The organism is Acinetobacter pengchengensis (assembly GCF_982235305.1).
In genome coordinates this window covers 1,475,911-1,499,169 of the sequence record NZ_CEVATJ010000001.1, presented here as the reverse complement: position 1 = coordinate 1,499,169, position 23,259 = coordinate 1,475,911, and the positions used below count along the sequence as shown (strand labels likewise).

The window sequence follows — 23,259 nt, the reverse complement described above, 5'->3', positions numbered from 1 at the left end:
GATAAAGAAAAATTCTGGTAAGAAAAGCCAACACTTACATCAGAGGACTGTAATGAAGAGGTGTTTGGCGTATTACATAAAAAAATAGTATATTTATGATTGTAGTCAAAATGCTGAATAAAAGCCTCAAAACCCAAGCAAAACAGTTTAGAAAACTAAAACTTCCTGTCATACTATAGCGTTAGCTTAAACATGCTTTTGAATTGAGGTAATGCACGTGATTTCAGTTGGTATTGTCGGTGGTACAGGTTATACAGGCGTTGAATTATTGCGTCTTTTGCTACGACACCCAAATGTAAAAGTAAATGTATTGACTTCACGTACAGAAGCGGGTCGCCGTGTAGATGATATGTTCCCAAGTCTGCGTGGACACACAGATCTGTGTTACTCTGATTTAAACATCGAAGAATTAAAGCAGTGTGATGTGGTTTTCTTTGCTACACCCCACGGTGTTGCAATGCAACATGCTGCAGAGCTTGTAGCAGCCAATACCAAGGTGGTCGATTTAGCAGCAGACTTCCGTTTGCAAGACTTATCACAGTTTGAAAAGTGGTATGGTATGCAACATGCTTGCCCTGAGATTTTAAAAGATTCAGTTTATGGTTTGTCTGAACTCAACCGTGAGCAAATTAAACAAGCACAAGTGATTGGTAACCCGGGTTGTTATCCGACTACTGTGCAACTTGGTTTAGCGCCATTATTTAAACAAGCTGAAGCTTTAGTGAAACCTGAAAGCATTATTATTGATGCAAAATCAGGTGTATCTGGTGCAGGTCGTAAAGCCAGTCTAGGCATGATTTATTCTGAAAATGCAGACAACTTCAAGGCTTATGGTGTTGCAGGACATCGCCATCACCCAGAAATTGTAGAAGCATTGGAAAATATTTCGGGTCAAAAAGATGTGTTCGATCACATCGTATTTGTACCGCATTTGGTGCCTATGATTCGCGGTATGCTTAGCACCATTTATGTAGATTTAACCGATGCAGGTGATACAGCAAATTTACAAAGCCTGTATGAGCAGTTTTATGCCAATGAACAGTTTGTAGATGTTATGCCTGCCAATAGTTCACCAGAAACGCGCTCGGTACGTGGCGCTAACCAGTTGCGTATTGCACTGTATAAGCCACAACCGAAAAAATTAGTACTTTTGGTTGCTCAAGATAATTTGGTGAAAGGTGCAGCAGGGCAAGCAGTACAAAATATGAACCTGATGTTTGGTTTTGCAGAACATGCAGGACTTGAGGTGATTGGTTTATTACCATAAGAACACGTTTTTCAACTTCACACACATTTAGATTTCGATTTAAATGTGTGTTTTGAATGAATCAAAACAAGAGATGACGATGCATAACACCGATACAGAAACCACGTCACAGTCAAGTTCAAGCATGACACCCTCATCTACACCGCCAGAAAAAAAGCCATTTCTTGAAAGCAATGCGCCTTTAGCAATTGGCGCTGCCATTTTAATTTTAGGCAGTGGTTTTTTGGGCTATTCAGTCGGGCATCGTCAGGGCTTAACTGTGGTTGGTTACGATGCCGATGCAGAGCAACTGGTTGAAGTGGTGCAAGAACAAAAAACGCGTTTGGAAAGTCTGAATAAGAGCTTAAATGCTGCGGTTCAAGAGCGTGATGTTGCGGTCAGTAATTCTAATGACTTGTATCAAGCTTTCACTCAAGCGACTGAAGATAAGCAGCGTACTGAAGGTATGAGCGCGATTTATCGTGAAGTCTTGCGTCAACGTGGTGGTTTAAGTTTGACTGTGCAAAATGTTGGGGTAAAACCATTACCAGACAATGCTTATGAATATCAGATCGATTTGCTGCAAGTGAGTCCAAACAAACGACGTGCAAGCGGTACGGTAGAGTTGCGTTTAATTCAAGGTACAGAAGTGCTGGTTGTTCCGATGGAAGACAGCAATTTTAATTTTGATAATTATGAGCGTTTAACGGGGCGTTGGAGCATGCCTAAAGGATTTAATCCAGACTTTATTGAAGTCCGTTTAAATGGTGCAACTCCTGTGATTAAACGTTTCAGTTGGAGCAAAGGTAAAGCCGTGGAAGCCGATTCAGCATTTATTTCTGAAATTCCACAAGCTGAAGCCAGTGCTCAATAATGTGTGATATGTAAACCTTATGCGAAGTCAAAATCGATCAATTTGTTTAAACGAAATAAAAAATACGTTTCACCAATCTGGCTATGTCGATTGGCATGTGAGTCCACGTTTAAGTGTAGATGATGCGGGGCATGCAGAGGATGGCGACATTGCGTTACAAACAGCACCGCCTCAATTAAAGCGTCCACCTTTGTATGTTGTCGTTTTAATGAACGATGATTACACCCCAATGGACTTTGTAATTGAAATTTTACAACAATACTTTGCAATGAATCTTGACCAGGCGACTCAAGTAATGCTAACTGTACATTATGAAGGAAAAGGTGCCGCTGGGGTCTATCCGCGGGATATTGCGGAAACCAAAGCGAACCAAGTCAATAATTACGCTCGATCACAAGGTCATCCATTGCTTTGTCAGATTGAGCCTAAAGATTAAGGGGGTTACATGCTCAGTCGTCAATTAGAAGTATCATTACGTTTGGCTGTTAGCATGGCTCGTCAGAAGAGACATGAGTTCTTAACGGTTGAACATTTATTATTGGCTTTATTAGACAATGATTCTGCTGTTAATGCGTTGAAAGCATGTGGTGCAGATGTAGTTGTATTGCGTAAAGAACTAGAAGAATATGTAGAACAGCATACCCCTAAACTAGCTGAAAATAACGATCAAGCCCCACATCCAACAGAAAGTTTTGACCGTATTTTACAACGTGGCATTTTCCATGTGCAATCGAGCGGTGGTGACCGCACTGTAGAAGGTGCTGATATTTTAGTGGCGATGTACTCAGAACGTGATTCTTTTGCGGTCTATTTACTTAAACGCCATCAAATCAACCGTTTAACTTTGACTCAGTATTTGTCGCACGGTACGCGTAAAGATGAAACACAGGCTGAAGAAGAGGCTGAAGAGCTAGATAGCGAAAGTTCAAGTTCTGCCAATGCAGGCCCGCTAGAGCTTTACACGCTAAATTTGAATACTGAGGCGCAAAAGGGTAAAACTGATCCATTAATTGGGCGTGAAAAAGAAATTGAGCGTGCTGCACAAATTCTATGCCGTCGTCGTAAGAATAACCCATTGTTGGTGGGCGATCCTGGGGTGGGTAAAACTTCTATTGCCGAAGGTTTGGCATGGTTGATTGTGAATGGTAAAGCGCCAAAACCCCTTGAAAATGCCGAAGTATATAGTTTGGATATCGGTGCATTGGTCGCGGGTACGAAATACCGTGGTGACTTTGAAAAGCGTTTAAAACAACTATTAAATGCCTTAAAAAAGAAACCTGATGCAATTTTATTTATCGATGAAATACACATGATTATTGGTGCAGGCTCAAGCATGGGCAGCACTATGGATGCATCGAATTTAATTAAACCTGCATTGGCAAATGGTACTTTGCGCTGCATTGGCTCGACCACTTTTCAAGAGTATCGTCAGGTATTTGAAAAAGACCATGCACTTTCACGCCGTTTCCAAAAGATTGATGTAAATGAGCCTTCAATTTCAGAAACGATTGATATTTTACGTGGATTAAAATCGAAATTTGAAGAATTTCACCATGTTAAATATGATGATAAAGCATTGGTATCTGCTGTAGAGCTATCGGCTAAATTTATTAATGACCGTTTCTTGCCAGACAAAGCCATTGATGTAATTGATGAAGCAGGTGCGCAGCGTCGTTTAAGAGCTGAGCAGGATGATACTTTAATCACAGTGGAAAACATTGAAGATATCGTCTCTAAAATTGCACGTATTCCACCAAAAACTGTGTCAAAAGATGACAAGACCGTTCTTGAAAATCTTGAGCGTGATTTAAAACGTGTGGTCTTTGGTCAAGATGAAGCTATCGAAGCATTAGCATCAGCGATTAAACTGTCACGTGCTGGTTTAAAAACACCAGACAAACCAGTCGGTAGTTTTGTATTTGCTGGCCCGACAGGCGTCGGTAAAACCGAAGTTACTAAACAGTTGGCAAAACTGTTGGGTGTGGAGTTGGTTCGCTTTGATATGTCTGAGTACATGGAGCGCCATGCGGTTTCACGTTTAATTGGTGCACCTCCAGGCTATGTAGGTTTTGATCAGGGTGGCTTACTCACTGATGCGATTCATAAAAATCCGCATTGTGTGTTGTTATTGGATGAAATTGAGAAAGCGCATCCGGATGTATTTAACCTATTGCTACAAATTATGGATCATGGTTCATTGACCGATAATAATGGTCGTAAATCAGACTTCCGTAATGTGATTTTGGTTCTAACCACCAATATCGGTGCGGAAAGTCTTTCACGCGTGAGTATTGGTTTTATGGATCAAGACAACAGTAATGACAACCAAGAAGCGATGAAAAAAGCCTTCTCGCCTGAGTTCCGTAACCGTCTGGATGGAGTAATTCAATTTAAAGCTTTACCTACTACTGTAATTGAAAATGTAGTGGATAAATTCTTGACTGAATTGCAGGCACAGTTGGATGATAAAAAAGTCATTCTTGAGGTTGATCAAGATGCGCGTGAATGGATGGCTGAGCATGGATATGATCGCCTGATGGGCGCACGGCCAATGCAACGTTTAATTCAAGAGCATTTGAAAAAACCATTGGCTGAAATGATTCTGTTTGGTGAACTTGCAGAACAGGGCGGTAATGTGGCTGTTTCTGTGAAGAAAGAGAACGGTAAGGCCGTCGGTTTGAAACTTGAAGTGTTTGAAGATCAAACGGCTGAACCTGCTTAAAGATTGCTACATAATAAAAAACCCGTGTTCGCACGGGTTTTTTATTGAAGAAAGTATTTAACAGTTAGAAGTAATAATAGTAGGTTGCATGGATATTCAATTGACGAAAGTTTTAAGTACATTTGTACTGTTTTTGGTAACCGCTGTGATGGAAATATTAGGTTGTTATTTCCCTTATTTGATTTTAAATCAGGGAAGAAGCCATTGGTTGTGGATTCCTACAGCTTTAGCGTTAGGTGCTTTTGTGTGGTTGTTGACTTTACATCCAGCTGCTTCGGGACGTATTTATGCCGCTTATGGCGGAATTTATATTTTTACCGCATTGCTATGGTTACGTTATGTCGATCAAGTATATTTGACCCGTTGGGACATAATGGGTGGGGCAGTGGTATTAATTGGTGCGGCCATGATTATCTTACAACCACAAGGATTGGTTCGCTAAAGTAGAGAACCAATCGCTAAAAAGGTACTATCTGATACCACAATCTTTTTGCTTGAGTTCTAAATCGTAGCTATTTTTCTCAGAGCTGAGCTGTAATTTTACAATGTAGGGGTTGTGGCGTTGATATTGATGCTCGAAGAAAATATTGCAGTTTTGTACAACATTCTTTTTAATCACTTTTTGAATTTCTTTTACACCCAAATCCTGTTCAAACTGTACAAAATCAGGGGTAATGATCAAGCCTTTAAGCTCGGTACGGTCTGCATATAGATTAAATTGTTCAATGATGGTGTTGTTATCAATTTCAATTGGGAGAGTTCGAGAGTCTTCTGCAGTTAATACCGTTAATATTTCATTCAATTTTTCTGGTTGTTGAATTTTAAAATTTTGATCAATAATTTGTTTGGACTGTAAATAGTCATCAAATTCTGAGGCTTGAACCTGAATAAAAGTAGAGCTTAGAATTGTAGCAAGGCACAGGGCAGTTTTTTTGAAATGCATGGAAAGTGTCGCTTATAAAAATTATGTTCCGATTATAGCTTTTGCGGTATAAAAAAGCACCCTTGGGTGCTTTTCGTTGGAAAAATTAATTAATCTTTCTTGGTATTTTCATTGATTAAAAACTCAACCAATGCTTTTTGTGCATGTAAGCGATTTTCTGCCTCATCCCATACCACTGCATTTTTATGGTCGAGCATATTTTCAGAAATTTCTTCACCACGGTGCGCAGGCAAGCAGTGCATAAATAAACAATCAGGATGTGCCAAATCCATCAAACCTTCATTTACTTGATAGTCTGCAAATGCTTTTTCACGGATTTTTTGTTCTTGTTCTTGGCCCATACTTGCCCAAACATCGGTCACAATAAGATCTGCATTAACTGCTGCATCTTCTGCAGAATCTACCAATTCTACGCAGTGTGCAAATTCGGAAAGGAAACGCTGCTCTGGCTCGTAACCTTTCGGTGTAGCAATTTTTAAATTAAAGCCCCACATGTGTGCTGCTTCAATATATGAATTACACATATTGTTGCCATCGCCAATCCATGCCACAGTTTTACCTTCAATTGAACCACGGTGTTCAACATAGGTTTGCATGTCTGCAAGGAGTTGACAAGGGTGATGATCGTCAGTTAAAGCATTGATAACAGGAACTTTAGAGTAAGAAGCAAAGCGTTCTACAATGTCGTGACCAAAGGTACGAATCATCACAATATCAAGCATGCTTGAAATGACACGTGCAGAATCTTCAATTGGTTCACCACGACCTAATTGCGTGTCACGTGATGATAAGAAAATTGCGCTACCACCAAACTGACTCATGCCAGCTTCAAACGATACACGGGTTCGGGTGCTGGATTTTTCAAAAATCATACCCATGACTTTGCCTAGAAAAGGCTGGAAAACTTCATTGTTATGCTGTTTACGCTTGAGCTCAATGGCGCGTTGCAAAATTTGATTCAGTTCTAAAGTCGATAAATCGCGTAATGTTAGAAAGTGACGTAGAGCCATTCGTTACTCCACAATAATTGTTGAATGGGAAAAACAACAATTAGTTGTTGGTTGGTTAAGTGAAAAAGGGAATCGGCTAATATACTATAGGATGCAGAAATTGCAAAAATTCTAAGTTTTTTGATGTGCCTCTAAAAAGCGATCTACACAATAACTTACATAATTGGTTGTTTCTTGTTCCGTTTCTTGTTTGGGAATACCCATATTGATGCGCCACTCAAAATTTCTTAAAATACCAAAATAAAGTTGTGCAGAATAAATAGGCTGTTCGCAAGAAATTAAACCCTGCTGACAGGCATGTTCTAATACTTTGGCAATACAAAGTTGTACATGCAAAGGACCACGCTCATGTATGTGTAAGGCAATGTCAGGATTGCGCTGGCTTTGTTCTAATACCAGACGCATAAAGGCTGCATTTTCTGGTTCTAGAATATGATGATAAAAATTCAATAAGGTCTGAATTAGATAACCACGTAAATTTGAGTCAATTTGTTCAAAAGGGATGTGAATATCCTGAAAAAACTTATCACGGCGATAATCACAAATGGCCTTGAATAACCCTTCTTTATTGCCAAAGTATTTATAGATCGACGCTTTAGAACCACCTGCGTGTTGCACAATATCATCTAAAGATACGGCATCGTAACCACGCTCTAAAAATAACTCGGTTGCACTGACTAATAATGCCACACATCGCTCATGACCACGCTTAGTTGGTGGTATATCTTTAGCTAAAGGAGCGAAGTGAGCGAGTTCATGCATATTGAATAAAAAGTCAGCATTTAAATAGAAAGAAGATTGTTATTATAGCAAATATATGTACAAGGTGCTGTGTAGAAGTGTACTTGGACATGACATAATTGGAGCTGAAATAGTCATTATTTAAGAAAATAGCTTAATTTTGCTTTTTAAGTATACTAAAAATCTGTGTTTATCAAAAATAAAGAATAACCAATATCACGAAAATTTATTGTGCAATAAATTTTAAAATTATTTGACTAAAGTTTTAGAGTATAGATTCTAAAAAGCCATGGCGCAATCTCTCATTCTCGATATACTCAAATCTCGAAAAATATAGTAAAAAAGCGGAAAGGAAGATGACAGAACAAACATCTGCGGGCTTTAGATTCAGACAAGCTTTAGAAGTGGAAAAGCCATTACAAATTATCGGCACGGTAAATGCTTATGCTGCAATGATGGCAAAGCAGGTTGGCTATAAAGCCATTTATTTATCTGGCGCAGGTGTCGCCAATTACTCTTACGGTTTACCTGACTTGGGCATGACTAGTTTAGACAACGTCTTGGAAGATGTACGTCGTATTACTGAGCGTGTAGATACTCCATTATTGGTGGATATTGATACAGGTTGGGGTGGTGCATTTAATATTGCCCGCAGTATTAAGCAAATGATTGCTGCAGGTGCTGCTGCAGTACACATTGAAGATCAGGTTGCACAAAAGCGTTGCGGACACCGTCCAAACAAAGAAATTGTAACTCAGCAAGAAATGGTCGATCGAATTAAAGCTGCGGTTGATGCAAAAACTGATTCAAACTTTGTTGTCATGGCACGTACAGATGCCTTGCAAAAAGAAGGTTTGCAGGCGGTGATTGACCGTGCTTGTGCATGTGTGGAAGCGGGTGCAGATGCAATTTTTGCTGAAGCGATGACAGACATTACCATGTATAAAACAGTATGTGATGCAGTAGGTGTACCAGTACTTGCAAACATTACTGAATTTGGCGATACCCCATACTACACCACTGAAGAATTGGCAGAGCAGGGTATTCGTATGGTGTTGTATCCACTTTCACCAACACGTGCCATGCAAAAAGCTGCATTAGAAGTGATGCAATCTATTCGTAAAGATGGCACTCAAGTCAATGTCTTAGACAAAATGCAGCAACGCAAAGAATTATACGAATTCCTTGATTATCATAATTTTGAAAACACATTAGACAAGCTATTCAAACAGGAGAATTAAAAAAATGGCTGAAGGAAAAGTACTCACAGGCGCAGGATTGCGCGGACAAGTGGCAGGTAAAACTTCACTTTCAACTGTTGGTAAAAGTGGTGCAGGCTTAACTTACCGTGGTTATGATGTGCAGGATTTGGCAGAAAACTGTCAGTTCGAAGAAGTTGCATACCTGATTTTCTTTGGTGAATTGCCGACTTCAGAGCAATTGGCTGCTTATAAAGCAAAATTGAAATCTTTACGCACCTTGCCACAAGCACTGAAAGAAGTGCTAGAGCGTATTCCTGCAGATTCACACCCTATGGATGTGATGCGCACAGGCGTTTCAATGCTAGGTAACCTAGAAACCGAACAGTCATTTGAACAGCAACAAGATGTTGCAGACCGAATTTTGGCGACTTTGCCTGCTATTATTTGCTACTGGTATCGTTATAGCCATGATGGTGTGCGTATTGAAGAAAATACGGATGATGATTCAATTGGCGCACAATTCCTGCATTTATTGCGTGGTGAAAAACCAAATGAATTGCATGAACAAGTAATGAACGTATCATTAATTTTATACGCAGAGCATGAGTTCAACGCATCGACCTTTACGGCACGTGTTTGCGCATCCACTTTATCTGACATGCATTCATGTATTACAGGAGCAATTGGTTCATTACGTGGCCCATTACACGGTGGCGCGAATGAAGCTGCGATGGAAATGATTGAAAACTGGACCTCGCCAGAAGAAGCTGAGCGTGAAATGCTAGGCAAGCTGGAACGTAAAGAAAAAATCATGGGCTTTGGTCACGCGATTTATAAAGACAATGATCCACGTAACGGCATCATCAAAATCTGGTCTGAGCGTTTAGCGCAAGAGGTAGGCGATACCGTACTTTATCCTGTATCGGTACGTTGTGAAGAAGTGATGTGGCGTGAGAAGAAGTTGTTCTGTAATGCTGACTTCTTCCATGCGTCTGCGTATCACTTTATGGGCATTGCGACCAAACTATTTACACCAATCTTTGTGATGAGCCGTGTAACAGGTTGGGCCGCACACGTGATGGAACAGCGTGCAGATAACCGTATTATCCGTCCAAGTGCAGAGTATACTGGTCCTGAATTACGCAAAGTTGTACCAATTGCAGAGCGTTCAGCAGCTTAATTGGTTGTCTCAAAAGTTGCATAGCTAGAATTTTGGTTTAGTGATGCTGCATTTAGACTAAAAATAAGGTTTCATTGTTGAGCAATGCAACCTTATTTTTTTGAGGGATCATTGCTAAGATTAGCGTGAAAGTAGAACAGGATCTTCAATGCTATAACCTGTTTCAAAAGGGATACCTAAATATTTTACCGTAATCAACACTTTATTCTGCTGTGGAATTTGGTAGCGCTGAGAAATACTTAATCCTGTTTTATAATCTACCGCCTGTTGAATCGGACTTTTTAAATTGCCATAACGTAGGCGGTAGGTGTAGTTGAATTGGGGAACTTTAATTTCAGGATCAAACCACGATGCGACGTAAGCTGTCTTTTTTGAAAGGATTTGAATTTTGGCAGAACTGGCACGGATTGGCGTCAAAGGTTTCAACCGTTTTCTAATTTTAGCAATTTCACGATCAAACTTTTGACTGTTCTGATCATAATCAATGCGTTTGGTTTTTGGATTGATATATAGCGATTTAACTTCAATGAGTTTCGCAGGCGACTGCTTTCGATTGAGTTGATAGTAATACAATTGCGGTAAACGACCACGACCATCTAAATAATGTCGCATCAAATAGACTTTTTGATCTGCTTGATCTAAACCTAAAACTTCAATATTTTGCGGACCACCAACAGTTGCAAAAGCAAAACTAGGTAGCCATAAACTGGCAGTAACGAACAGAATAGCGTTGTAGCGCATGGCATAGATCATCCACTTTATACATAAAATGAGTGTACGACTGAACCATGAATAAAGTGTGTGAGTTATGCAGTTTATTCTTTAGGTTTATTTCATGATGTCGTTGGCGTATTAGAATCTTGCTGGATTAAATCAATCAGGTTTTGGGCAACCAAATTGGTTAGTTGTTCTAGACGCTGTAAGGGATTACCTCCTAAACAATATTGGTAATGATAAGTCTGCTGCAGATATTGAATAGCGATAAAAAATGTCCCGACAGGTTTTTCAGGTGTGGCACTGCCACCTGGTTTGAGTAAGCCTGTGCATGCTACAACAAAGTCAGCACGGCTAAATAACTTTTGCCCCTGAATTGCCATGGCTTGAGTAACTTCGGGTGATTCTGCAGTATACGTATCAATCATTTCTGCGCTGACTTTCAGGATTTCACGTTTAATGCTTGGATCGTAACTGACCAATCCACCGAGTAAAATATTCGCACCGCTATTTTTATAAATAGAAAACTGACTACATAAGTAACCTGAGCTGGCACTTTCTATAAAAGCCACAGTCTGTTGGCGTTGTTCAAGTAAAGCACAGCATTGTTTGAGCATGATAAATCTACAAGAGAATAGAATAAGCTGCTCAAGTGTACTGAATTTTACTGACTTGTGCGAAAAAACATCAAAAAGTAAAATACTGAAAGAGAATGTTCATGATTTAACTGCCTATAAATACAGCATAATTTACAATTATGGGTTTAAACGTGGAATGAACGGTGATACAAATAAAAGTAAAGCGAAAAGCAATAAAAGGATGCTGTGATGAAAACAACGGTGAAATATATCGTTTTAAAAAGCATGGATTATCAACTTGGCACATCATTATTTGAAGATGAATTTGATGCCAATGCACAATATTTTGACCAAATTCCGAGCATTATTGAATATCAAAACTTGCGTTTTAAGGTGGTGAGTAAAGAACAAAAGCGTTTACAACTGATTGAGGAAAATGAAGAATATCAAACCATCATTGTTAGAGTTTTAGTGATTTAAAGTTATATCAATCTAAATTAGACAGAGACTCAATATAACTGCAGACTAGTGGATCGTATCGAGGTTAGTGCTTTTTAGCCATTGGATGCAAATTTTTTAATTTTTCACACGAGGAAAAATTGAAGAATTGAAGAATTGATCAAAAGATAACAATATCACACATTTCTACTGGTATTTTTATAGATCAGCATTTGTCAACTAGGCTATTTTGGCTGAAATGAGCTTAAGGGTGATTGAGAATTAAACTTAATTCAAACTTGCGTCTAATCTATTTTGATCAATAAAAAATTTAGCATGGCAGTTTTTACTGAAAATTTACTATGCATTGAATCAGTTATGTTATTTTTAGGGGGGGGATTACCCTTTGAAGAAAGCAAAAACGAGTATAAATATGAAAAAGTTATATAGTGTTCTGACTGTTTTAAGCGTGGCAACTTTAGCTGCGTGTAGCAATCAACCTGTAAATGAACAAACTCAGGGGACACAGACCATGCAAAATTGTGTCCCAGAATCTACTGGGCAGTTAATCGGTATAACAGGCTTGTCTGAAACACAAATTAAAGCGCTGACCCGAGCTGAAATTGTGAGAATGGTTGCACCAGGGCAGCCTGTCACCATGGATTATCGTATGAATCGCGTCACTGTGCTGGTCGATCCGAAAACTAAAATTATTCTGCAAGCATCTTGCGGCTAAACAATTTTAACAAAACTTCTCAATATTACTCGGCTTTGTTGCACAAACACCTTAAACTATGATTTTATTTAATTTATTTTTGTTGAAATTTCCACAAAACATTAAAAATCAGTATTTTAAAAAATATTTATGCAACAAAGCCATATTACTCTGAAAATTTGATGTGATTTTTAGGGTATTTTCCGCTTTAATCAGTCATTGACTCAAAATTAAATTACTACAGTGTTAATATATCGGAGTCTTAAAATTTTAGATCAGGTCAGATAATGCACTTGTTTATGTGTTTGAAAAATCAAGGAAATATACATTTATGCAAGCCTTGAATATATCGACACGCTTAGGTGGATTCTACTTTTTCTACTATGCAATTGTTGGGACATTTTTGCCTTTTTGGAGTCTGTATTTAGAAGATCAAGGCTTTAATTATCAAGAAATTGGTGTTTTATCTTCTATTGCTATTTTAACGCGCTTTTTTGCTCCCTTTATTTGGGGGTGGATTGCTGATAAATCAGGCAAACGGATGCTTTTGGTGCGTATCGCAACTTGGATGGAAGCTAGCATTTGGTTGCTGATTTTTATTATTCCGAATAGCTTTCAGTCTGTTGCATTACTCATGCTGATTTTTAGCTTTTTCCAAAACGCAATTTTGGCACAATTTGAAGGCGTGACTTTGTTTTGGTTGGGCGAGCAGCGTGCAGAACTTTATGGCAAAGTGCGTAAATGGGGTTCTATTGGCTTCATTGTCGGGGTTTTTGGTATTGGTGCTATTTTGGAAATTATACCAATTTCCATGTTACCGATGTTGCTCCTCAGCATTTCTTTACTGGCATTTCTATGGTCGTTCAGTATTCAAGAACCAAGCGCGGCACCCATTGCACAAAAACAACTTGAACCTTTATTGCCTATTTTAAAGCGCCCAGTGGTCTATTCATTTTTTATTATTGAATTGATTTTACTGTTTTCGCATGCACCATTTTATAGTTTCTATAGTAATTTTTTAAGTCAGGCAGGCTTTAGCACAAGCCAGATTGGCTTATTGTGGTCTGTCGGGGTGATTGCTGAAATTATAATGTTTGCCTACGCAAGTTTGTTTTTAAAGCGTTGGTCTTGGCGTTCACTGGTTACCGTATGTTTAATTTTAACAGGTTTACGTTGGGTGATTGTCGGTCTATTTCCCTCAGTATTTTTTGCTCAATTTTTTGCACAAAGCATTCATGCCTTTAGCTTTGGCTTATTTCATATGATTGCCATGCGGGTGATTTTTCAAAACTTTTCAGCAGGGCAACAAGGTCGCGGGCAAGCACTTTACAGTACCATGTGGGGTTTAGGTGTCGCAGCAGGGAGTATTTTGGCAGGCTATTATTGGGATATTGTTTCAGGTGAATGGATTTTTATTTTTGCAGGATTATCTACACTCATTGGTCTGTGTTTTATTTGGGGATTGCCAAAACAGTTAGAGTCGTAGTCAATGTCGAACGATACCAAACCTTAGTTAGTTGATACCGTTCTTTTATTCAGAAATAGAAGCAAGCAATGTTGGATCGGTATAGTTTGCTTGCATCATGCATATTGTCAAATCAAATACGGATTTTAGCGTATTGATTCCACCACGGTTGAGCCGCTTCTAGTTGTGCAGCCAGTTGTAAAAGTAGATCTTCACGTGCAAAAGGCGCGACAAACTGTGAACCCAATGGTAAATTATCTTTATTCCAATATAACGGAACAGACATTGCAGGCAGCCCTGTAATATTGGCAAGTTGAGTAAATGGCACCCATTTTAGGTTTTCTCTAACAATGCGATCGACCAATTTACCTTGCGCTAACCAATGTGCTTTACCCGCATGTATTAGTGTTTTTAAAATTGGTTTTTGCCATGCAGGAGTTTTCACTTCGCCATTTTTCGGTGCAACTGAAGCGGTTGCAGGGATGAGGTATAAATCATAACGCTCAAAGAATTGATTCATTTGCGCGACGTATACCCCCCAATTATTCAAATTGCGAATGTACTCTACTGACGTGGTTTTTCCCCCAAAGGCAGCCAAAGCCAAAGAATCTAGCTCAAAATTATCGGAATGATTTGGTAGGCGAGTTTGAATTTCATTAATTAAATAAGCAAATTGGCTAAACCATGTGGTAATAAAATCTTTGGCCAATTGCATGCCATCAATAGAAGGTCGGTCTTCAACAACTTCATGCCCTAAAGACTCTAAAAGCTGTACTGTTTTTTGAATGGCGTTGATAGCATCTTGTGAAACAGCTGTACTAATCGGAGATTGGGTAGAATACGCGATTCTTAATTTTTTTGGCGCTTGCTGAATTGCATCTAAATAACTGCGTTCAGGAGCTTGAATTTTAAACAGTGAATGACCATCCGCGCCATGCGTTGCATCTAGCATTGCTGCGCTGTCACGTACACTTTTACTTAAGATATGTTGCATCGCTGCACCATGCATGGCTTCACTGAGTTGTGGCCCCCACGGGGTGCGTCCACGACTTGGTTTTAAACCAAACAAACCACAGTAAGATGCAGGAATCCGAATTGAACCACCGCCATCACTTGCTCCTGCAATAGGCACAATACCTGCCGCAACTGCAGACGCAGAACCACCAGAAGAACCACCACTATTGTGTTTCAAATTCCATGGATTTTTACATGCACCCCAAGCATCTGGCTCGGTTATCCCTTTAATCCCAAATTCAGGCGTGTTGGTACGTCCAAAGGTAACGATTCCGCTATTTTCCCAACGATTTACAATTTCTGCATTTTGTTCTGCAAGATGATGCGCACGTTTTAAACCCTGACAACCAAATGAAGTCGGATAGCCTGCATATTGTTGAAATAAGTCTTTGACTAAAAAGGGCACACCTGCAAATGGGCCTGTTAATTTTGTTTGTGTGCGCTGCCGTGCATGTTCATGCATAGGAATAATAATGGCATTTAATTGTGGATTGGTTTGTTCAGCACGTTGTAACGCAATATCTAATAATTCTGAGGCCTGAACATCCTTTTTGGCAACCAGCTCTGCCAAGCCTAAAGCATCATATTGGAGGTATTCTGCAAGTTTCATTTCAATCCTGAAAATCTGTATTGTCAAATTGATGTTGTATGCTATTTTTGTTTAAGAAGCAAGAATGACCCGATTACGACCTTGCATTTTTGCCTGATATAGCGCCTGATCTGCCTGAATAATTAAATCTTGTAAAGGGAGAGTGGTTGGCAAGTGAATATGTAATACACCTATGCTTACTGTAAATCCAATAGGTTCACAGTTTTCTAAATGTAAAGGCTGATGTTCAATACACAAGCGAATACGTTCCGCAATGCGTTGAGTTTCATTTAAGTTATTATTGTTTAGTAAAAAATGAATTCCTCAACGCCATTGCGACAAAATAAATCATGATTACGTAAATTGCTTTTAACGATGTTAGAGAGATGTTGCAAAGCACGATCACCCACATAATGCCCATATTGATCATTCAATTTTTTAAAATCATCGATATCTAACATAATTAAAGACAATGAATGATTGTTTTTATGCTTTAAAGCTTTTTCACTTAACTGAGTAAAACTACGGCGGTTCAGTGTTTCGGTTAAACTGTCATGATTTGCCAAATACAATACTTCTCTATACAACTGATTTCGGTTTTGGCTAATCACACATAAAATTAACGTGGCAAGACCTAAAATAATCAAACCCACACGAATAGAAATAATGGTGGTTAAATAACTCGAATTCACTTGATCTATAAACAAGCCTGTGACGCTGTGATACAGAGTTAAACAGACCAAGCTATTAATCAGTGCCAAATTAAAAAGTTGATAGCTGGCAGCTGCCCAAATTAATGCAGCCAATGGATACAACAATGCACCTGGTCCATAAAAAATATGGGTGCAGGCGATAGAGATCAGTAATGCAAAAAAGGGCAAGATATCCTGAATTTGAGTTTCTTTAGCATATTGATTATTTATAAGTTTTTTGAATTTAGACCAGCCTGGGGCAGCCAAAATTAAAGGTAAGACAATTACCGCATTTAAAATTTCACCAGACCACCAAGTAAAAAAATCAATCCAACGATTTTCTTTTAACATAAAGGTGTGCGGCAAATTTGGCAGCAGAAGAATAGCAAATAAAGCACCCAAGCAGGAGCCTAAAGTCACTGCAATAATATGTGGGTACAGCTCTGACACATTATTATTGCTCGCTGGAAGTTTGGCGCGGGTATAATTAAAGAAAAATAAACCGCTAAAAACAGCCACAAAGTTTGAAAGGGTTAAACCCAGCGTTATTAGCAAGGTGTTGTTTGTGACTAAATCGGCGCCCATATAACCGATAAACGCACCCAAAATTCCACCAAAATTTTTTAGAGATGGAAAGCGAATGAGTAGACCTAACAAGAGGGCAGTGGTTGGCCAAAAAAATGAAAAGTAGCTAAGCGGGCGAGTAAAAATACCCAATATATAAGCAAGAAATACCACAACGGCTAGCAGCACCAAGGCAAATATTTGCTTTTGAGTAGAAGATACAGTTTTGGGCATGCTAAAGTTTTGCAAGTACTAAACTCACTTTTGCAATGGGTTGATAATTAAGAAAAAAACCTGATGAGTTTGACGTTCATAACAGAAAGGCGATCATATCAAATAACCATTACCTACAAAGTCGATTAAATGTAAACTGAGTCACACTTTCGTTAAATAAAATTGTTGTGTTATGTTTATGCTTGCAGATTTGGATTGAAAATATGTTAAGTTGTCTAAACGGTTTATATCTTTAAATAAATGTATGAAAAAAATATATCTAACCACAGTTTTAAGCTTATGTTCTGTGTCCGCGATTGCAAATGAAAATACAATAATAGATTCAGCCAAGTTAGCGCCAGTAGCATCAGAAACCATCAATAAATTTCGTGTGACCACCCGCCCAGAAATTGTGGGACTGTGGGGCATGCAAATCCCAAATAATCGTAAATGTATCGAATATTATAACTTTAAAAGCAATAGCGATGTAGTGATTAAAAGTGGTCAAGAATGGTCTGCGGGTGTGTATGATTATCAACCTTCGCAAGACCCTGCAAATTCCTTACCTGCTTTGATCTTGCAAGTTAAATATGAAAACAATGAAGTGGATTGTTCTGGTTATCAGGAAGACCAAACAGGCGATATTTCACAATATTTTGTAAAATGGAAAAATGCGCATACCATTAATTTCTGTAGTAATGAAAAAGCAGAACAATGTTTTGCGACGTTGTACCGTGTATTGCCTTAAACTTTTCATTATGTCGTGTATCAGCTCTCTTTTATAAATTCGCACCCCTCACCCTCTAGCGGGATGTATTGCTCATCCTGAGCGATATAGCGCAAGAGAAAGGAATTTCAATATTAATTTGACTTATTACTTATGATCATTTTTTGACTTATGAAAGAAGTTTATTGGTATGTTAAATAAACTCACTTTTTATGAAAAATAAAAACTCCTTTAAATCAAGAGGTTTTAAAGTAGGCTGATAACAAATAACTCAAATTTTATGATGCATAGAGATCACTAAATTGAAACAATCTCTATGAATAGAGGTGGATCAGGAAATTTGAACAACACTTATAAGTAATATTTTGCTCCCCAAATGATGTTATAAGCATCAATATATGGAGTATTTTATGGCACGTAGACCAAGAAGCAATCTTTCAAACGACTTTAAGGCTAAGGTAGCACTTGCTGCGATCAAAGAAGAAAAAACACTTACTGAATTGAGTTCTGAGTTGGATGTTCATCAAAACTGTTAGCGGCAATGTAAAACTGACCCCCTAATGGCATTTAAAAACTGACCCCCTTGGTCAATATACTAATCGTTTAGAAGCAGTAAATTTACGAGCATCAGTCGGTACGACTGGTGATTCATACAATATGCTCTGGCTGAAACGGTGAATAGCTTATACAAAACAGAGGTGATTGAATATTTAAAAGCAGATTGGCAAGGTTTAGCGGATGTACAACCTGCGACACTAAACTGGGTAGATTGGTTCAACAAAATGCGTGTACACAGTGCACTGGGTTATGTATCACCTTTTGAGTTTGAAGCAATGTACTATGATAAGATTAACCCGTTAGGTCAGGTGGCCTAACTTAAATAAAAAGTCTCCGACAAACCTGGTACGGTTCATATAACATCAATTGAGCATACATTACCCTAATCAGTTGCATCCGTTTTAGTGAAGCCTTTAAACTCTGCAGCATTCACGTTTTTACGCCAATACATAGGTTTAGAATGTTTAGCATACTCACAGGGCTATTTAAAAATAAAGCCAATCTCGAAGAAATTGCCTATTTAGAAGCACATAAAATTCAATGGGATGCAGAACAAGGCTATATTGTCGATGGTATTGTTCTTAACAATGTTTTGGCAGAGCGTTTAAATTATTTATCCAATCGCCGTATGCAGCAGTTTGATGATTTAGCGCAATTGTATTCTATTGCCATGATTATCAATGAAAAAATTGATCTGGAAATTGCGCAACAGCGTTTTAACACAATGCTTGGCAATACCGAAGATAACCTACTGGAATTTAAATCGATTGTGAAAAAATTGAATGATTATTATCGACAGTTTTTACGTGATCAAAAGTAAAGAGGAGCGTGTATGAAACTTTAAAGCATGCTGTTTTATAAAATTTTTTAATTAAAACGCTGCGATGCAGGATGAAAAAATTACGCAAAACCGTCAATTCATCGTGCTAGTATAAGCCCTATGTTGTTTAGACCCTAAAGCTATATACATGTTCCAACACGAAATTTCCCAACTCAATTTAGCTCAACTGAAAGCTGGCGAAAAGCGCTGGATTGGTAATCTACAAGGTTCTGCCGCAGCATTATTATTTAAAGAAATTGGTCAGCAGAATCCGCATTTATTTGTGATTGTTGCGCGCAATCAACAACATTTGGCTCAGTTGGAAAGTGAATTAGAGTTTTACGGGTTAAAACCGACCATTTTCCCCGATTGGGAAATTTTGCCTTATGACCGCTTATCACCACATCAAGATATTGTGTCGGAGCGTCTGGCGATTTTATCCAATATGCCGCAGCAAGGTGTGTTGCTGGTTTCGGCAACCACTTTGGCACAACGTGTTGCACCAACCTCATGGGTGTTAGGTGAACATTTCGATATTCGTGTTGGGCAAAAGTTTGATTTGGAACAACAAAAACAGCGTTTGGTACAAGCAGGCTATCATCTGGTCGATACAGTCTATGATCATGGTGAGTTTGCTGTGCGTGGCAGTATTATGGATATTTATGCTTCGGGACAGGAAGCACCCATTCGTATTGATTTATTTGATGATGAAGTTGAAACCTTAAAGTTTTTTGATCCAGAAACGCAGCGCACTACCGAAAGCTTGCAGAATTTTACGGTTTTACCTGCCAAAGAATTTCCTTTAAAAGAAGGTCGTGCGATTTTCCGTGACCGCTATGCAGAAAGTTTCCCAACAGCAAATCCGAAGAAGAACCCTGTGTATCAGGATGTGCTAGATGGCATTGCATCGCCTGGTTTAGAGTTTTATTTTCCGTTATTTTTCACTCAAGCACAGCTTGAAGGCCAAAATACACTACTTTCATACTTACCAAAGCATTGCATTGTCATTACAGATAAGGCGGTCGATGACGATTTAACACTATTTTGGAAAGATGTGCTATATCGTTATGAAGACCGACGTCATAATATCGACCAACCAATTTTACCGCCTGAACAATTATTCCTACAACCGAATCAATTATTAGAACAACTCAATCAATTTGGACGGGTGATTGCATCGACTGAAGCTTTTGATCAAAAAGCAGGTGTGGTGAATTTAAGCACCTTAGCTCCACCACGTTTAGCGGTTGATCCAAAACAAGAACAACCCTTTCATGCTGTTAAGCAATATATTGATGCCGCCAATCATCCTGTTTTATTGGTGGCAGAAAGTGCAGGCCGCCGTGAAACGTTAAAAGATGCATTACGTGCAGCTTTAGGTGAAATTCCACAAGTTGAGAGTTTTGAGGCCTTTCAGCAGTCTTTACAAGCCATTGCGATTACCAATGCGCCTTTAGACCGCGGCTTGGTCATTCAGCATCAATTGAGTGTGATCTCAGAAAATCAGCTGTATGAACATCGCGTGGTGCAGCGCCGTCGTAAACGTCAGCAGGAAGTTTCAGAAGAGTTTTTAATTCGTAGTTTGACCGAGTTAAGCATTGGCGCACCTGTGGTACATATTGATTATGGTGTAGGTCGTTATGCAGGTTTAATTACTTTAAACATTGATGAGCAAGAACATGAGTTTTTACAACTCGATTATGCCGATGCTGCAAAAGTGTATGTGCCTGTTACCAATTTGCATTTAATTAGCCGTTATAGCGGTGGTGACCCAGACCTTGCGCCTTTGCATAAATTAGGCACAGATGCGTGGAATAAAGCCAAACGCAAAGCGTTGGAACAAATTCACGATGTCGCAGCAGAATTACTGCATATTCAAGCACGCCGTCAATCTAAACCAGGTTTCGCTTTTGAATTGGATCATAGCCTTTATATGCAATTTGCCAGTGGCTTTGCTTATGAAGAAACCTTAGACCAAGCCAATGCAATTGAAGCGACCTTACATGACATGCAAATGGCAAAACCAATGGATCGTTTGGTCTGTGGTGATGTCGGTTTTGGTAAAACTGAAGTCGCCATGCGGGCGGCATTTGTCGCGGTACAGAACAATAAACAAGTCGCGGTATTGGTTCCGACCACATTGTTGGCACAACAGCATTATGAATCTTTTAAAGACCGTTTTGCCGATTGGCCTGTGCGTATTGAAGTCTTGTCGCGTTTTGGTTCTAGCAAATCTCATCAGAAAACCATTGAAGATTTAGCAGAAGGCAAAGTCGATATTGTGATTGGAACGCACAAAATTCTACAAGAAAATATTCAGTTCAAGCAATTAGGCTTAATGATTGTCGATGAAGAACATCGTTTTGGCGTACGTGACAAAGAGCGTATTAAAGCGTTGCGTGCCGATGTTGATATGCTGACTTTAACCGCAACACCAATTCCACGTACCTTAAATATGGCATTTAGCGGTATGCGTGATTTATCCATTATTGCCACACCGCCTGCACGCCGTTTAGCGGTGAAAACCTTTGTGCAGGAACATACCGGCGATACCGTAAAAGAAGCGATTTTACGTGAGTTATTACGCGGTGGTCAGGTGTACTTCCTGCACAATGAAGTAGAAACTATTGAGCGTAGTGCAGAAACGATTCGTGAGCTAGTACCTGAAGCACGGGTGGCTGTGGCACATGGGCAGATGCGAGAGCGTGAACTAGAGCAGGTCATGCAGCAGTTTTATCATAAAGAATACAATGTTTTGGTGTGCTCAACCATTATTGAAACAGGGATTGATGTTCCAAATGCCAACACCATTCTAATTGAACGTGCCGACAAACTCGGATTGGCACAGTTGCACCAACTACGTGGTCGTGTCGGGCGCTCGCATCACCAAGCTTATGCGTATTTGCTTGTACCATCTATTAAAGGCTTAAAAGGTGATGCTGAAAAACGCTTGGATGCCATTCAGCGAGCCTCTACTTTAGGGGCTGGTTTTATGCTAGCAACCGAAGACTTGGAAATTCGTGGTGCGGGAGAATTACTGGGTGAGCAACAAAGCGGTTCGATGCAAGCTATTGGCTATAGCTTGTATATGGAAATGTTGGAAAAAGCCACCAAAGCCATTCAAAAAGGTAAGACGCCGAATTTTGATGCGCCGTTGTCACTGACTGCTGAAATTAATCTACACATGCCTGCTTTAATTCCAGATGATTATTTAGGCGATGTGCATCAGCGCTTATTGTTCTACAAACGCATCAGTAATACCGATACTCAAGAAAAGCTTGATCATATCCGCATGGAATTGATTGACCGCTTTGGTATTCCGCCACAAGCGGTGAAACAACTCTTTGCGGTGCATCAATTACGATTAAAAGCAGAGCAGTTGGGCATCACCAAAATTGATATTGGTACAAATGGCGGTCATATCGAATTTTCACCAGATACGCCTGTGCAAGCCATGAGCATCATTCAAATGATGCAAAAACATCCGACCTATTTCCGTATGGATGGTGGGCAGCGTTTGAAAGTAATGGTAATGTTGCAAGATGCTGAAAAGCGGATTCAATTTATTGCCGATCTATTAAATAGCCTGCTAAAAACTTTGCACAGCTGAGATTAAAATGCAAATTGACCTAAATATCACATCGGTAAATTTATGAATATTTTCTAAGAAACCACTGATTCTATAATGAATATTATTCATGATGAATTTGGTTAAAATTGCACTTTATTTACATCGAAACATGATGGGAATCATACTCAGTTCACTAGGGATGTGATAGTATTACCCATCATTACAATTTGCGTCATTTATAAAGATATGTTTAGTTTGCATCCACAACTTGCTCAAGATACTTTTTTTGTAGGCGACTTTCCTCTGTCAACATGTCGTTTAATGAATGATATGCAATTCCCTTGGTTAATTCTAATTCCACGTGTGCCAGGGGTTACAGAACTATATGAATTAAGTCAGGCAGACCAAGAACAATTTTTACGTGAATCTAGTTGGTTATCTAGCCAATTAGCACGTGTATTCCGTGCCGATAAAATGAATGTGGCGGCTTTAGGTAATATGGTTCCACAATTGCATTTTCATCACGTCGTACGTTATCAAAATGATGTAGCTTGGCCTAAACCTGTTTGGGGTACGCCAGCTGTACCATACAGTAATGAAGTTTTGTCTCACATGCGTCAAACCTTGATGCTTGCTCTGCGTGGTCAAGGCGATATGCCATTTGACTGGCGAATGGATTAATT

At 39.1% G+C, this 23,259-nt stretch carries 20 protein-coding genes and 3 pseudogenes; 16 read left to right on the top strand and 7 right to left on the bottom strand.

Annotation, left to right across the window (positions count from 1 at the left end; genetic code table 11):
* Positions 1–211: 211 nt before the first annotated feature.
* From argC to AC0T5Z_RS07355, 5 genes are all read left to right on the top strand, one after another.
* Positions 212–1,267 carry an N-acetyl-gamma-glutamyl-phosphate reductase gene (gene argC / locus AC0T5Z_RS07375; RefSeq protein ID WP_291341408.1) on the top strand — a complete coding sequence of 352 codons (1,056 nt, stop codon included), beginning with the start codon at positions 212–214 and terminating at the stop codon, positions 1,265–1,267.
* A gap of 79 nt (positions 1,268–1,346) precedes the next feature.
* Entirely contained in the window at positions 1,347–2,120 is a 774-nt protein-coding gene (locus AC0T5Z_RS07370) for a DUF6776 family protein (RefSeq protein WP_435336833.1), read from the top strand.
* Positions 2,121–2,139: 19 nt separating this feature from the next.
* A complete protein-coding gene (gene clpS, locus AC0T5Z_RS07365; protein ID WP_291341405.1) occupies positions 2,140–2,556 on the top strand; it encodes an ATP-dependent Clp protease adapter ClpS in 417 nt (138 codons plus the stop codon).
* Positions 2,557–2,565: 9 nt separating this feature from the next.
* Complete coding sequence (clpA, locus tag AC0T5Z_RS07360) at positions 2,566–4,842, top strand: ATP-dependent Clp protease ATP-binding subunit ClpA (RefSeq protein ID WP_291341403.1); 2,277 nt, start codon at positions 2,566–2,568, stop codon at positions 4,840–4,842.
* Positions 4,843–4,930: 88 nt separating this feature from the next.
* On the top strand, positions 4,931–5,284 hold the full coding sequence (locus AC0T5Z_RS07355) for a YnfA family protein (RefSeq protein WP_087012416.1): 354 nt from the start codon (positions 4,931–4,933) through the stop codon (positions 5,282–5,284).
* Between the two features lie 27 nt (positions 5,285–5,311).
* Here AC0T5Z_RS07355 and AC0T5Z_RS07350 read toward each other — a convergent pair whose 3' ends face one another.
* The 3 genes from AC0T5Z_RS07350 to AC0T5Z_RS07340 form a co-directional block, all read right to left on the bottom strand.
* Positions 5,312–5,785: a hypothetical protein gene (locus tag AC0T5Z_RS07350; protein ID WP_291341398.1), complete on the bottom strand. Its 474-nt coding sequence runs from the start codon at positions 5,783–5,785 to the stop codon at positions 5,312–5,314.
* Between the two features lie 89 nt (positions 5,786–5,874).
* Positions 5,875–6,795, bottom strand: a complete 921-nt coding sequence (gene argF / locus AC0T5Z_RS07345) for an ornithine carbamoyltransferase (protein ID WP_291341396.1) — start codon at positions 6,793–6,795, stop codon at positions 5,875–5,877.
* Between the two features lie 111 nt (positions 6,796–6,906).
* The gene (locus AC0T5Z_RS07340; protein ID WP_435336834.1) at positions 6,907–7,557 is read right to left on the bottom strand and encodes a TetR/AcrR family transcriptional regulator; all 651 of its coding nucleotides are present in this window, start codon (positions 7,555–7,557) and stop codon (positions 6,907–6,909) included.
* A gap of 335 nt (positions 7,558–7,892) precedes the next feature.
* On the opposite strand from AC0T5Z_RS07340, the gene prpB reads away from it, so the two are divergent.
* Positions 7,893–8,777: a methylisocitrate lyase gene (gene prpB / locus AC0T5Z_RS07335; RefSeq protein ID WP_435336835.1), complete on the top strand. Its 885-nt coding sequence runs from the start codon at positions 7,893–7,895 to the stop codon at positions 8,775–8,777.
* A 4-nt stretch (positions 8,778–8,781) separates the two neighbouring features.
* Positions 8,782–9,918 (top strand): bifunctional 2-methylcitrate synthase/citrate synthase, encoded by a 1,137-nt coding sequence (gene prpC, locus AC0T5Z_RS07330; RefSeq protein WP_435336836.1) that lies wholly within the window; start codon positions 8,782–8,784, stop codon positions 9,916–9,918.
* 120 nt (positions 9,919–10,038) lie between these two features.
* Here the strand turns inward: prpC and AC0T5Z_RS07325 are convergent, their stop codons facing one another.
* Together AC0T5Z_RS07325 and AC0T5Z_RS07320 are read right to left on the bottom strand one after the other, a co-directional pair.
* Positions 10,039–10,659, bottom strand: a complete 621-nt coding sequence (locus AC0T5Z_RS07325; protein WP_291341390.1) for an aminotransferase — start codon at positions 10,657–10,659, stop codon at positions 10,039–10,041.
* 92 nt (positions 10,660–10,751) lie between these two features.
* The gene (locus AC0T5Z_RS07320; protein WP_291341388.1) at positions 10,752–11,249 is read right to left on the bottom strand and encodes a CinA family protein; all 498 of its coding nucleotides are present in this window, start codon (positions 11,247–11,249) and stop codon (positions 10,752–10,754) included.
* 210 nt (positions 11,250–11,459) lie between these two features.
* Here AC0T5Z_RS07320 and AC0T5Z_RS07315 point away from each other — a divergent pair, with 210 nt between their 5' ends.
* From AC0T5Z_RS07315 to AC0T5Z_RS07305, 3 genes are all read left to right on the top strand, one after another.
* Entirely contained in the window at positions 11,460–11,690 is a 231-nt protein-coding gene (locus tag AC0T5Z_RS07315; RefSeq protein ID WP_435336837.1) for a hypothetical protein, read from the top strand.
* A gap of 391 nt (positions 11,691–12,081) precedes the next feature.
* Positions 12,082–12,384 (top strand): I78 family peptidase inhibitor, encoded by a 303-nt coding sequence (locus tag AC0T5Z_RS07310; protein WP_435336838.1) that lies wholly within the window; start codon positions 12,082–12,084, stop codon positions 12,382–12,384.
* A 310-nt stretch (positions 12,385–12,694) separates the two neighbouring features.
* Entirely contained in the window at positions 12,695–13,849 is a 1,155-nt protein-coding gene (locus tag AC0T5Z_RS07305; protein ID WP_435336839.1) for an MFS transporter, read from the top strand.
* Between the two features lie 112 nt (positions 13,850–13,961).
* Here AC0T5Z_RS07305 and AC0T5Z_RS07300 read toward each other — a convergent pair whose 3' ends face one another.
* Both AC0T5Z_RS07300 and AC0T5Z_RS07295 read right to left on the bottom strand, forming a co-directional pair.
* Positions 13,962–15,452: an amidase gene (locus tag AC0T5Z_RS07300; protein WP_435336840.1), complete on the bottom strand. Its 1,491-nt coding sequence runs from the start codon at positions 15,450–15,452 to the stop codon at positions 13,962–13,964.
* 120 nt (positions 15,453–15,572) lie between these two features.
* Positions 15,573–16,921 (bottom strand): annotated as a pseudogene (locus AC0T5Z_RS07295) (sensor domain-containing diguanylate cyclase); the annotation flags it as partial.
* Positions 16,922–17,165: 244 nt separating this feature from the next.
* On the opposite strand from AC0T5Z_RS07295, the gene AC0T5Z_RS07290 reads away from it, so the two are divergent.
* From AC0T5Z_RS07290 to AC0T5Z_RS07265, 6 genes and pseudogenes are all read left to right on the top strand, one after another.
* Positions 17,166–17,648 carry a hypothetical protein gene (locus AC0T5Z_RS07290; protein WP_435336841.1) on the top strand — a complete coding sequence of 161 codons (483 nt, stop codon included), beginning with the start codon at positions 17,166–17,168 and terminating at the stop codon, positions 17,646–17,648.
* Between the two features lie 377 nt (positions 17,649–18,025).
* A pseudogene (locus AC0T5Z_RS07285) lies at positions 18,026–18,157 on the top strand (IS3 family transposase); the annotation flags it as partial.
* Between the two features lie 58 nt (positions 18,158–18,215).
* Positions 18,216–18,502 (top strand): annotated as a pseudogene (locus AC0T5Z_RS07280) (integrase core domain-containing protein); the annotation flags it as partial.
* 143 nt (positions 18,503–18,645) lie between these two features.
* Positions 18,646–19,005, top strand: coding sequence for a hypothetical protein (locus tag AC0T5Z_RS07275; protein ID WP_315280238.1), 360 nt, complete (start codon positions 18,646–18,648; stop codon positions 19,003–19,005).
* A gap of 148 nt (positions 19,006–19,153) precedes the next feature.
* Complete coding sequence (mfd, locus tag AC0T5Z_RS07270) at positions 19,154–22,615, top strand: transcription-repair coupling factor (RefSeq protein ID WP_435337384.1); 3,462 nt, start codon at positions 19,154–19,156, stop codon at positions 22,613–22,615.
* Between the two features lie 207 nt (positions 22,616–22,822).
* Complete coding sequence (locus tag AC0T5Z_RS07265) at positions 22,823–23,257, top strand: HIT domain-containing protein (RefSeq protein ID WP_004680968.1); 435 nt, start codon at positions 22,823–22,825, stop codon at positions 23,255–23,257.
* Positions 23,258–23,259 lie beyond the last annotated feature (2 nt).

Bases quoted from the DNA above. Each gene is read 5' to 3' on its own strand.
- AC0T5Z_RS07355 (WP_087012416.1), top strand. From the start codon at position 4,931: ATGGATATTCAATTGACGAAAGTTTTAAGTACATTTGTACTGTTTTTG.
- AC0T5Z_RS07350 (WP_291341398.1), bottom strand. From the start codon at position 5,785: ATGCATTTCAAAAAAACTGCCCTGTGCCTTGCTACAATTCTAAGCTCT.
- prpC (WP_435336836.1), top strand. From the start codon at position 8,782: ATGGCTGAAGGAAAAGTACTCACAGGCGCAGGATTGCGCGGACAAGTG.
- clpS (WP_291341405.1), top strand. From the start codon at position 2,140: ATGCGAAGTCAAAATCGATCAATTTGTTTAAACGAAATAAAAAATACG.
- AC0T5Z_RS07370 (WP_435336833.1), top strand. From the start codon at position 1,347: ATGCATAACACCGATACAGAAACCACGTCACAGTCAAGTTCAAGCATG.
- AC0T5Z_RS07315 (WP_435336837.1), top strand. From the start codon at position 11,460: ATGAAAACAACGGTGAAATATATCGTTTTAAAAAGCATGGATTATCAA.
- AC0T5Z_RS07290 (WP_435336841.1), top strand. From the start codon at position 17,166: ATGAAAAAAATATATCTAACCACAGTTTTAAGCTTATGTTCTGTGTCC.
- AC0T5Z_RS07275 (WP_315280238.1), top strand. From the start codon at position 18,646: ATGTTTAGCATACTCACAGGGCTATTTAAAAATAAAGCCAATCTCGAA.
- AC0T5Z_RS07300 (WP_435336840.1), bottom strand. From the start codon at position 15,452: ATGAAACTTGCAGAATACCTCCAATATGATGCTTTAGGCTTGGCAGAG.
- clpA (WP_291341403.1), top strand. From the start codon at position 2,566: ATGCTCAGTCGTCAATTAGAAGTATCATTACGTTTGGCTGTTAGCATG.
- AC0T5Z_RS07305 (WP_435336839.1), top strand. From the start codon at position 12,695: ATGCAAGCCTTGAATATATCGACACGCTTAGGTGGATTCTACTTTTTC.
- argF (WP_291341396.1), bottom strand. From the start codon at position 6,795: ATGGCTCTACGTCACTTTCTAACATTACGCGATTTATCGACTTTAGAA.
- AC0T5Z_RS07325 (WP_291341390.1), bottom strand. From the start codon at position 10,659: ATGCGCTACAACGCTATTCTGTTCGTTACTGCCAGTTTATGGCTACCT.
- AC0T5Z_RS07320 (WP_291341388.1), bottom strand. From the start codon at position 11,249: ATGCTCAAACAATGCTGTGCTTTACTTGAACAACGCCAACAGACTGTG.
- prpB (WP_435336835.1), top strand. From the start codon at position 7,893: ATGACAGAACAAACATCTGCGGGCTTTAGATTCAGACAAGCTTTAGAA.
- AC0T5Z_RS07340 (WP_435336834.1), bottom strand. From the start codon at position 7,557: ATGCATGAACTCGCTCACTTCGCTCCTTTAGCTAAAGATATACCACCA.
- AC0T5Z_RS07265 (WP_004680968.1), top strand. From the start codon at position 22,823: ATGTTTAGTTTGCATCCACAACTTGCTCAAGATACTTTTTTTGTAGGC.
- mfd (WP_435337384.1), top strand. From the start codon at position 19,154: ATGTTCCAACACGAAATTTCCCAACTCAATTTAGCTCAACTGAAAGCT.
- argC (WP_291341408.1), top strand. From the start codon at position 212: ATGCACGTGATTTCAGTTGGTATTGTCGGTGGTACAGGTTATACAGGC.
- AC0T5Z_RS07310 (WP_435336838.1), top strand. From the start codon at position 12,082: ATGAAAAAGTTATATAGTGTTCTGACTGTTTTAAGCGTGGCAACTTTA.